Origin of the sequence: Roseicyclus sp. (assembly GCF_052168335.1) — a bacterium.
Taxonomy (GTDB): domain Bacteria; phylum Pseudomonadota; class Alphaproteobacteria; order Rhodobacterales; family Rhodobacteraceae; genus Roseibacterium.
In genome coordinates, this window is the sequence record NZ_JBQLZP010000047.1 from 1 (window position 1) to 9,437 (window position 9,437).

General features: G+C 71.4%; 10 protein-coding genes. 5 read left to right on the forward strand and 5 right to left on the reverse strand.

Translation table 11 applies throughout. The features are described 5' to 3' along the window. The coding region (locus ACTS11_RS01635) for an aminotransferase class I/II-fold pyridoxal phosphate-dependent enzyme (RefSeq protein ID WP_442638611.1) at nt 1-767 on the forward strand (767 nt) is incomplete at its 5' end. Between the two features lie 10 nt (nt 768-777). Here the strand turns inward: ACTS11_RS01635 and ACTS11_RS01640 are convergent. The 3 genes from ACTS11_RS01640 to ACTS11_RS01650 all read right to left on the reverse strand — a co-directional run bounded on the left by ACTS11_RS01640 (nt 778) and on the right by ACTS11_RS01650 (nt 3,085). Further along, nucleotides 778-1,554: an enoyl-CoA hydratase gene (locus ACTS11_RS01640; RefSeq protein WP_442638612.1), complete on the reverse strand. Its 777-nt coding sequence runs from the start codon at nt 1,552-1,554 to the stop codon at nt 778-780. A 65-nt stretch (nt 1,555-1,619) separates the two neighbouring features. Beyond that, entirely contained in the window at nt 1,620-2,483 is an 864-nt protein-coding gene (mutM, locus tag ACTS11_RS01645; RefSeq protein WP_442638613.1) for a bifunctional DNA-formamidopyrimidine glycosylase/DNA-(apurinic or apyrimidinic site) lyase, read from the reverse strand. Then, the gene (locus ACTS11_RS01650) at nt 2,483-3,085 is read right to left on the reverse strand and encodes a hypothetical protein (protein WP_442638614.1); all 603 of its coding nucleotides are present in this window, start codon (nt 3,083-3,085) and stop codon (nt 2,483-2,485) included. The genes mutM and ACTS11_RS01650 overlap by 1 nt, the downstream gene beginning before the upstream one ends. Nucleotides 3,086-3,170: 85 nt before the next feature. On the opposite strand from ACTS11_RS01650, the gene ubiE reads away from it, so the two are divergent. Together ubiE and ubiB are read left to right on the forward strand one after the other, a co-directional pair. Continuing rightward, a complete protein-coding gene (gene ubiE, locus ACTS11_RS01655) occupies nt 3,171-3,920 on the forward strand; it encodes a bifunctional demethylmenaquinone methyltransferase/2-methoxy-6-polyprenyl-1,4-benzoquinol methylase UbiE (protein WP_442638615.1) in 750 nt (249 codons plus the stop codon). A gap of 1 nt (nt 3,921) precedes the next feature. Further along, nucleotides 3,922-5,451, forward strand: coding sequence for a 2-polyprenylphenol 6-hydroxylase (ubiB, locus tag ACTS11_RS01660; RefSeq protein WP_442638616.1), 1,530 nt, complete (start codon nt 3,922-3,924; stop codon nt 5,449-5,451). Between the two features lie 310 nt (nt 5,452-5,761). Here the strand turns inward: ubiB and ACTS11_RS01665 are convergent, their stop codons facing one another. Both ACTS11_RS01665 and ACTS11_RS01670 read right to left on the reverse strand, forming a co-directional pair. Continuing rightward, nucleotides 5,762-6,421, reverse strand: coding sequence for a flagellar hook capping FlgD N-terminal domain-containing protein (locus tag ACTS11_RS01665; RefSeq protein ID WP_442638617.1), 660 nt, complete (start codon nt 6,419-6,421; stop codon nt 5,762-5,764). 15 nt (nt 6,422-6,436) lie between these two features. After that, the gene (locus ACTS11_RS01670) at nt 6,437-8,311 is read right to left on the reverse strand and encodes a flagellar hook-length control protein FliK (protein ID WP_442638618.1); all 1,875 of its coding nucleotides are present in this window, start codon (nt 8,309-8,311) and stop codon (nt 6,437-6,439) included. A 112-nt stretch (nt 8,312-8,423) separates the two neighbouring features. Between ACTS11_RS01670 and ACTS11_RS01675 the strand changes: the two genes are divergently transcribed. Both ACTS11_RS01675 and ACTS11_RS01680 read left to right on the forward strand, forming a co-directional pair. Then, nucleotides 8,424-8,723: a rod-binding protein gene (locus ACTS11_RS01675; protein ID WP_442638619.1), complete on the forward strand. Its 300-nt coding sequence runs from the start codon at nt 8,424-8,426 to the stop codon at nt 8,721-8,723. Next, nucleotides 8,720-9,076, forward strand: a complete 357-nt coding sequence (locus ACTS11_RS01680) for a hypothetical protein (protein ID WP_442638620.1) — start codon at nt 8,720-8,722, stop codon at nt 9,074-9,076. The genes ACTS11_RS01675 and ACTS11_RS01680 overlap by 4 nt, the downstream gene beginning before the upstream one ends. Nucleotides 9,077-9,437 lie beyond the last annotated feature (361 nt).

The following is a 9,437-nucleotide window of genomic DNA, read 5'->3' on the forward strand; positions in this document are numbered from 1 at the left end:
TCGCCCGCCGCGAGCGGCCGCGCCTCATCACCCTCGGCGCGTCGCTCAACCTCTTCGAGCACCCGGTCCGCGCCGTGCGCGAGATCGCGGACGAGGTCGGCGCGCACCTGATGTTCGACGCCGCCCACCAGTGCGGGGTCATCGCAGGCAAGGCCTGGTCCGACCCGCTGGCCGAGGGCGCGCACCTCATGACCATGTCGACCTACAAGAGCCTCGGCGGCCCCGCCGGCGGCCTAATCGTCACGAACGACGCCGCCCTCGCCGAGCGGCTCGACCACATCGCGTTTCCGGGCATGACGGCGAATTTCGACGCGGCGAAGTCGGCGGCGCTGGCCGTGACGCTGCTCGACTGGAAGGCGCATGGCCGGGCCTACGCGGCGAAGATGATCGAGGTGTCGAAGGCGCTGGCCGGTGCGCTCGGAAATCGGGGCCTGCCGGTCTTCGAGACCGCGCGGGGGGCGACCGAAAGCCACCAGTTCGCCCTTCTCGCCGCGCCCTGGGGCGGCGGGCAGGCGGCATCGAAGAAGCTCCGGCGCGCGGGCTTCCTCGCCTGCGGGATCGGGCTGCCGGTGGCGGAGCTCGCGGGCGACATGAACGGTCTGCGCATCGGCACGCCCGAGCTCGTGCGCTGGGGCGTCGATGTCGGGGACGTGGACGCGCTGGCCGACCTGATCGCCGAGGCGCTCGCGTCGAACGACCCGGACGCGATCGCGCCCCGCACCGCCGCGCTCCGGCAGCGGTTCGACAGGCTGCACTACATGCTCTGAGGCGCGCGCCTCACTTGTCGCGGAACTGCGGCTCGCGCTTCTCGAGGAAGGCGGCCATGCCCTCCTTCTGGTCCTCGGTGGCGAAGAGCGCGTGGAAGAGCCGCCGCTCGAACAGCAGGCCCTCGCGCAGCGGCACCTCGTAGGCGCGGTTCACCGCCTCCTTCACCGCCATGGCGGTCAGCGCGGACTTCTCCGAGATCTTGGCGGCGGCGGCCATCGCCTCCTCCATGAGCTTCTTGGCGGGGACCACGCGGCTGACGAGGCCGGAGCGCTCGGCCTCCTCGGCGGTCATGAAGCGACCCGTCAGGTGCATGTCCATAGACTTGGACTTGCCGACGAAGCGGGTGAGGCGCTGCGTGCCGCCGATGCCTGCCACCACGCCGAGGTTGATCTCGGGCTGGCCGAACTTGGCGGTGTCGGCGGCGATGATGAAGTCGCACATCATGGCGAGCTCGCACCCCCCGCCCAGCGCGTAGCCCGAGACTGCCGCGATGATCGGCTTGCGGACGCGCAGCATCTGCTCGACCTCGGTGCCGAAGAGGTCCGAGGTGAAGGCGTCGACGAAGGACTTCTCGGACATCTCCTTGATGTCCGCCCCCGCCGCGAAGGCCTTTTCCGAGCCCGTCAGCACGATGCAGCGGACCTTGTCGTTCTCGTCGGCCTGTTTCAGCGCCTTCGAAAGCTCGCCGAGGAGCTGCGTGTTCAGCGCGTTCATGGCGTCGGGACGGTTGAGCTTGATGAGCGCGATGTGGTCTTCGATCTCGACGATCAGGGTTTCGTAGGCCATGCGTCGGATACTCCGGCTGGTGGGCTCAGATGCGCAGGGTTAGCACCGCGGGCGGCGGGTTCAACCTATCTTTGGCAGTCCGGGCAATAGAAGCTCGACCGTCCCGACTGCACCTTCCTGCGCACGATCCCGCCGCAACCGGGGGTCGTGCAGGGCTCGCCCTCTCGGCCGTAGACGCGGAAATTGTGCTGGAAATAGCCCAGATCGCCGTCCGCCTGCCGATAGTCGCGCAAGGACGAGCCGCCGGCCTCGATCGCCTCGGCCAGCACCTCGCGGATGTCGGAGACGAGGCGCGTGATGCGCGGCCGCCCGATGCGCCCGGCATGGCGGAGCGGCGAGATACCCGAACGGAACAGCGCCTCGCAGACGTAGATGTTGCCAAGGCCGGCCACGATCCGCTGGTCGAGGAGCGCGGCCTTGACCGGCGTGCGCCTGCCCGCGAAGGCGCGGGCGAGATGGTCGTCGCTGAACGCGTTGCCGAGCGGCTCGGGCCCGAGACCGGCGAGCAGCCAGTGCGCCTCCGCCCGGTCGGTGGCGACGAGGTCCATCGCCCCGAAGCGCCGCGCGTCGTTGAAGGTGACGCGCATCCCCGCCTCGGTGTCGAGCACGACGTGGTCGTGCTTCTCGGGCGCGGGATGGTCGTGGAAGAAGACGCCGGGCGCCTGCCGCGCGCCCCCGCCCGAGACGATCATCCGCCCCGACATGCCGAGATGCACGATCAGCGTCTCGCCCGAGGAGAGGTCGGCGAGGATGTATTTCGACCGGCGCCGCAGCCGCTCGACCCGCTGGCCGGTCAGCCGCTCTGCCATGCGCTCGGGAAAGGGCCAGCGCAGGTCGGGCCGGTTCACCTGCGCGCGCGCGATAACCGCGCCCTCCAGCACGGGGGCGAGGCCGCGGCGAACCGTTTCCACTTCCGGCAATTCGGGCATCAGCCCCTCGGGTTCTGCTCCAGACGAACCCGCAGGATTTGGCGCAGCTCGGCGGCGCCTGCAACCGTCTTCAGGATCTCCACGCTCCGCCCGTCCGCGAAACCGAGGCGGAAGGAATGCACCGCGTCCTCCTCGACGGTGCGGAGGTCGCGCAAGTCGTAGTGCCGCGTCGGCAGCAGCGTGGAGCGCAGGGCGAGCACGTCGCCCGACACCTGGACCCGATAGCGGAGCATGGCGACGTTGGCATAGGCGAGCAGGAGGATCATGGCCTCGGCCATCAGGGGCGGCAAGTCGATCCGCTCCCGGCCCAGGGACTCGGGATCGAACATCGTCAGGAGAAGAAGGACCGTAACCAAGGGCATCAGGAGCCGCGCGCCGATGCTCGGACGGAACACGCGCCAGTCCCCCTCGGTCACGGCCTGCCGCCCCGTGCCCAGCGTGGCGAGCCCCGCCGCGATCGCCGCCTCGCCCGTTCCGGCACGCGGACGGGACCCGAAGTCGTGCCACCCGATCATGCGCCGAAGCGCGCGCGAACGCCGCGCCGCGACCATGACGACGACGGCGAGGGCGATGTAGACGAGGATCATCGTCAGGTCGTCCATCGCGGAATGCTCCTGCGGCAAATGATGGTTTGTCCTTCCCGGGTCGAAGGATTACCTCCCATGACGACGGCAATAGGGCGGCACCATGGCTGACGACACGAACACCACGCATTTCGGCTTCCGCACGGTCGGCGAGACCGAGAAGGCCGGCCTCGTCCATGGCGTCTTCACCAATGTGGCCAGCCGCTACGACGTGATGAACGACGTGATGAGCGCGGGCATCCACCGGGTCTGGAAGGACGCGATGATGGACTGGCTGGCGCCCCGGAACGGCCAGCGCCTCCTCGACGTGGCGGGCGGCACGGGCGACGTCGCCTTCCGCTTCCTCGCCCGCGCCCCGGAGGCCAGCGCCGTCGTCCTCGACATGACCGAGTCCATGCTCCGTGAGGGGGAGCGCCGGTCCGAGGCGCAGCAGCTCGCCGACAAGCTCGACTGGGTCGTCGGCGACGCCATGGCGCTGCCCTTCCCGGACAACAGCTTCGACGTCTACACGATCAGCTTCGGCATCCGGAACGTGACGCGCATCCCGGACGCGCTGTCCGAGGCCTTCCGCGTGCTGCGCCCCGGCGGCCGGCTGATGGTGCTGGAGTTCAGCCAGCTCACGAACGCGGGGCTCCAGAAGCTCTACGACCTCTATTCCTTCAACGTGATCCCGCGCATGGGCCAGGTGATCGCGGGCGACCGCGACAGCTACCAGTACCTCGTGGAGTCGATCCGCAACTTCCCCGACCAGGAAACCTTCGCCTCCATGATCCGGGCCGCGGGCTTCGGGCAGGTGAAGTACCGCAACCTCAGCTTCGGCATCGCGGCGCTGCATTCCGGCTGGAAGATCTGAGGTGAAGGGACCCCACAACATCTGGCGCCTCGTGCGCACCGGGGCGACGTTCGAGCGGACGGGTGCCATGGGCGCCGTGCTCGAGGCGCTGGAGGCGCCGAAATCGGTGCGCGTCGCCGCGCGCGTCCTCGGCTGGCCCTTCAAGTGGCTGGGGCTGCGTGGCGATCCATCCACGCCGCCGGTGCCCCGCGCGCTGACCGCGCTCGGGCCCGCCTACATCAAGTTCGGCCAGATCCTCTCGACCCGTCCCGACGTGGTCGGTCACGACATGGCGCAGCATCTCCAGGTCCTGCAGGACAAGCTGCCGCCCTTCCCGCGCGCCGAGGCCGTGCGCGTGGTCGAGCGCGAGATGGAGGCGCCGCTCGACAGCCGGTTCTCGGAGTTCTCGGAGCCGGTCGCCGCCGCCTCCATCGCGCAGGTCCACAAGGCGCGGCTGGCCGATACCGGCCGGCCCGTCGCCGTGAAGGTCCTGCGCCCCGGGGTCGAGCGTGCCTTCCGCAAGGATATCGACGCCTTCTATCTCATCGCCTGGTTCGTCGAGACGCTGTCGCCCTCCTCCCGCCGGCTCCGGCCGCGCGACGTGATCGCCCATTTCGAGGGCGTCGTGATGCAGGAGCTCGACCTCCGGATCGAGGCCTCCGCGGCCGGCGAGTTCGCCGCGAACACCGCCCGGGACGAGGGCTTCGAGGTGCCGACGGTGGAGTGGTTCCTCTCCTCGCGGCGGATGATGACGCTGGCCTGGGCCGAGGGCGTCCCCCTGTCGGATCTCGCCGCGATCGACGCGCTCGGGCACGACCGCAAGGCGCTGGCCGCGCGGGTCCTCCAGATGTTCCTGCGCCACGCGCTCCGCGACGGGTTCTTCCACGCCGACATGCACCAGGGGAACCTGAAGGTCGCGCCGAACGGCGATGTCGTCGCGCTGGACTTCGGGATCATGGGGCGGATCGACGAGTACACGCGCCGCGTCTACGCCGAGATCCTGATGGGCTTCATCCGCAAGGATTACCGCCGCGTCGCCGAGGTGCATTTCGAGGCGGGCTATGTGCCCGCCGACCGCGACGTGGGCGAGTTCGCCCAGGCGCTGCGCTCGGTGGGCGAGCCGATCTTCGGCATGGACGCAAGCCGCATCTCGATGGGCAGGCTCCTCGCCTACCTCTTCGAGGTGACCGAGCGCTTCGGGATGGAGACGCGGACAGAGCTGATCCTGCTGCAGCGCACCATGGTCGTGGTCGAGGGCGTCGCCCGTTCGCTCGATCCCGAGATCAACATCTGGACGGTCGCGCGTCCCGTGGTCGAGGAATACATCAAGGAGAACATCGGGCCGAAGGCCCTGGTGCGCGACCTCCTCACGACCGCGCGCGTCCTCGCCCGCTTCGGCCCGCGGCTGCCGCAACTGGCCGAGGCAGCCCTCCTCGCCCAGTCGAACCCGCCCCGCCGCAAGGAGCGCTCGCCCTGGCCGGAACGGTTCGGCTACGGGATCGCCGGCGCGCTCCTGGCGTCGCTCGCCGCCCTCCTCGCGGCGCAGTTCTAGAACGAGGCTTGCGGCGGGACAGCCTGCCGCGCGGGTCCGGGCAAGCGCGCATGCGCAGGCACGACAGGCGAACCCGCCACGCCCCCCGATGGGGGCGGCGCGCGACGGGCGCGGGCGTGGGCGCGTCCGGGCGGCACTGGCGACGCTCGCGGCCCTCGGTGCCAAACGGCGTGGCGAGATGCCTCGACCGTCTTGCCGCGAGCGCCGAGGCCACCGCGCACGCGCCTCCTTGTGCCGGGCACTCCGCCCGGTGTCCGGTGGAGATGCCTCGCCGCCGGTTTCCCGCGCGCCGGACCACGCCGAGCGGGGATCATCCGCCCTGGCGCAGAACCTCGATCGTGTCGGCGGGGATGCTGACGCCTCCCGCCATCGTCAGGAAGACCCGTCCGTCGCGGAGGCTGGCTTCCTCGATCCGCCCCGCGATGGAGGCGGGGCGCGTGTCGAGCAGCGTCTCGCCCGACCAGTTCTCGACGGCGAGCGCATAGGTTCCCGGCGGCAGCGCCCGTCCCTGCAGGTCCGCGCCCGTCCAGGCGAAGGGCGCGTCGGACAACGGGATCGGGAGACGCTGCACGACCGATCCGCGGTCGTCCGTCACCACGAGCTCCATCCGGTCCGCCCGGTCGGCGGGCTGGGAGCGGACAGTGACCGGCGCGCCGTCGAAGGCCACCGGCATCGGGGCCACCGCCTCCATCCCGATCCAGCCGCCGAGCTGGCCCATCCCCAGCGTGCCGAGGCCGTTCGCGAAGGTCTCCAGCAGCTGATTGGTGCGCACCTGCTGCTCGACGCCCGAGAAGGTGGCGAGCTGCGTCGCGAACTCGGTCGACTCCATCGGGTTGAGCGGGTCCTGGTTCTTCATCTGCGTGGTGAGGAGCTGGAGGAAGGTCTGGAAGTCGGCCGTGATCACCGAACGGTCGGCGGAGGCCGCCCTTCCATCGGGGCGGCTGGCGGTCTGCGCGGGAAGGATCTCCATGTCCGTGCCTTTCGATCAGAGCCTCAGGTCGAGCGCACGCAGCGCGCCGGCGCCGGGAGGGGGAGGCGGCGGGGCTTGCACCGCCTCGGTCCGCTGGATGCCCCGCGAATCGCGTTCGCCGCCGCCCCGGGCCGTCCCGCCCTCGGCCGAGCCCGCACCGATGCGCACCTGCGGCGGCTCGAGGCCGGAGCGGGCGAATTCCTGCGCCAGGATGTCCAGGTGCCGGCGCATGAGGTCCGCGGTCTCGGGGCGATCCGCGAGGATCGACACCACCATGACCCCTCCCGTCTCCACGAGGCTGAGCCGCACGCGGCCGAGTTCGGGCGGATCGAGCGCGATCTCGAGCGTCCCCGTCCCGAGTTCGCGCAGCGGGCTGGGCAGGGTCGCGACGATCGCCTGCGCCGCGCCCTGGGCGAGAGAGACAGGGCTGCCGCCGATGGCCGTGGCGCCGGGCACGGTCCCGCCCTGGGCGGGCTGCTGGAGCGCGTAGGCCGCATCCGTCCCGGTCGTCGGGGACAGGGATCGATCCGGCGAACCGGCGTCGGTCTGCACAGCAGGCGAAACGACCGCGGGGCGTGTCGCGAGCGCCATTCCCGCAGCCACCGGCCCGGCCGCAGGCTGCGGGATGCCCCGCGTATCGGCGGGGCCCGGCGCATCGTCCTGCAGCGCCGGAGCCCGCCCGGCAGCAGGAAACCGGAGGTCTTTCTGGCGATCCGGTGCGTCTTCGAAACCGGCAGCGGTTCCGGGCGCCGGGCCTGCCCCGAGGTCCGGCGTTCCCGCGTGCCGGACCGTCGCCTGTGGCGCCACGGCATGCGCCGATGGGAAACCGGCAAGTGCCGCCGGGGCGGGATCGACCGGGAGATCGCGCGAAATGGCGGTGGTTGCGCCCGTCGCCACCCCCGACGATCCCCCTGTGACAATGGGTGCCAAGGCCACCGCCTCCGCAGGGCGCGAAGCCGCGGAGAAGGACACCGGTCCGGGCGATGCAGGCTGTCCGCGCCCGGCCGCGGGCTCGGGTCCGGTCGTTCGCGCGGGCTCGATCATTCGCGCGGGTTCGTGCGCCGACGTCTTCACGGGGTCCGGCGCTTGCGGCCGCGCGAGGTCGGATCGTGCCGTCCGCGCGTCGTCGCCGCCTTCGGCCACGAGCGGCTCCGGGCCAGCCGGGCCTGCGGCCGGTGGCTCGGCCGCCCGGGTGTGCGCGGCTTCCGCAGGAGGCCGCCGGGCGGCCGCCTGCTCCGCGTCGGTTTCGGCGGGCGTCGGCGGGATGGCTGCCAGCGTGCGCCGATCTTCGCCGGGATCCGCGCTGGTGGTCCCCGCCGTGGAAACCCCGTCTCCGCCCGCGGGCGGTCCCTGCCAGGCCTGCGGCACTCCGAACGGCGGCGTTCGGGCAGGAGGCGATGCCTCCGCCGGCGCATCTATGGCGGGAACCGCGAGCGAGGGCTCACCCGACATCGCAGGGCGCGGGCCCGACGGCTGATCCCGGCCCGGAGCGCTGACGACCGCAGGCCCTTCGGCATGGGCCTCGCCCGCGGGCGCCGGGGCCGCATTCCGGGGCGCCACGGTGCCTTCCGGCATGGCGAACGCACCTGCGGCGGCCACAAGGGCCGTACGGACGGGCTCGGGCGGCACCTCCTCCGCCCCGGACTGCGGGCCGTCAGGCACAGCGGCCCAGGCCGGTGCCGTCGCCGCGATCATCGGCGCGCCGGCGTCGAGCCGCGCGAGGGACAGCGCCCCCCCCTCGTCCTCCGGCGTGCCGACCTCGGGCTCGTGGCCCGCGGCGCTTCGGAAGGCGCCGTCGAAAAGGCCATCCTCAGGCACGGAGGCAGCGATCGTCTGCGGCGGCTTGCCCGCGGCGACACCCGCGCCGAGCGCAAGAAGAAGGGCATCCATTCTGGCTGTCCGTGTCTCGTGACTTCACGGCCATCTATGCGCCGCATGCCTTACCGAATCTTTACCGCATGCGCGCAGAGTCGGCCCCGATGTCTCCAATGCGAGCGAAGTCATGCAGATCGAACCGATCGCGCCACCGTCTTCCGGCCCGCCCGCACGGGATCACGCGCACCTGCGGCGCGTCTCGCAGGAGCTCGAGGCCGCCTTCCTCGCGGAAATGCTCAAGCATGCCGGCATCGGCACGGGGCGGAACGGCCTCGGCGGCGGCGGTGCGGGCGAGGATCAGTTCGCCTCGCTGCTGCGGACCGAGCACGCGGCCCTCCTCACCGAACGGGGCGGCATCGGGCTCGCCGAGAGCATCTTCCGTGCGCTTCTCGCGCGCGAGCCCACGCCCGCGGAGACGCCGAGGTGAAACCCGGCGAGACACTCGAGCGGCTCCTGCGCGAACAGCGCGCCGCGCTCCGCAAGGGCGAACTGGAGGCGCTGGCGAAGCTGGTGACGCCGCTCGAGCGCGCGATGCAGGATCTGGCGCCGGGCCCCGGGAAGACCGGGCCGGGCCCGGGCGCCGAGGTCGGGCCCCAGGTCCTCGAACGGCTGCGCCGCTGCGCGGCGGAGAACGCGGTTCTGCTCGAGGCGGCCTGTGCGGGCCTGAAGCGCGCGCGTGCGTTGCGCGACCGCGGCGCCGCCGCGCGCCTGATGACCTACGACGCCTCCGGCAGGTTTGCCCCCGACGTGCCGCAAGGGCGGACGCTCGCCCGGAAGTGAGCCGTTCGCACTCCCCGAAAGCGGAACATTCGAATGGTTTTTCGCGCGGTGCGGCGCCAATTCGAGGTGCCGGATTAGGGCCATGTTCAGGATTAGGAGGGAGTGTCGGCGTCGCACCATGCAGGTGGCGCGATCCCGAAGGAGGGGTCGCATGGATCAGAATGGCGGTTTCGCGGGGTCCGGAAGGACCCATGACCTGGCGCTGAAAAGGCGCCGAGACCAACCAATCGAAGGTACGACATGGCGACCTTCCACGCGCCGCCATGGTGCCCGCCGCCGCCGACGACCTTCTTTCGCTTGATGATCAGCGGACGCTGGTTCTTTCCGTCGGACATGCCTGTCTCGCTCGACCCATCTTCTG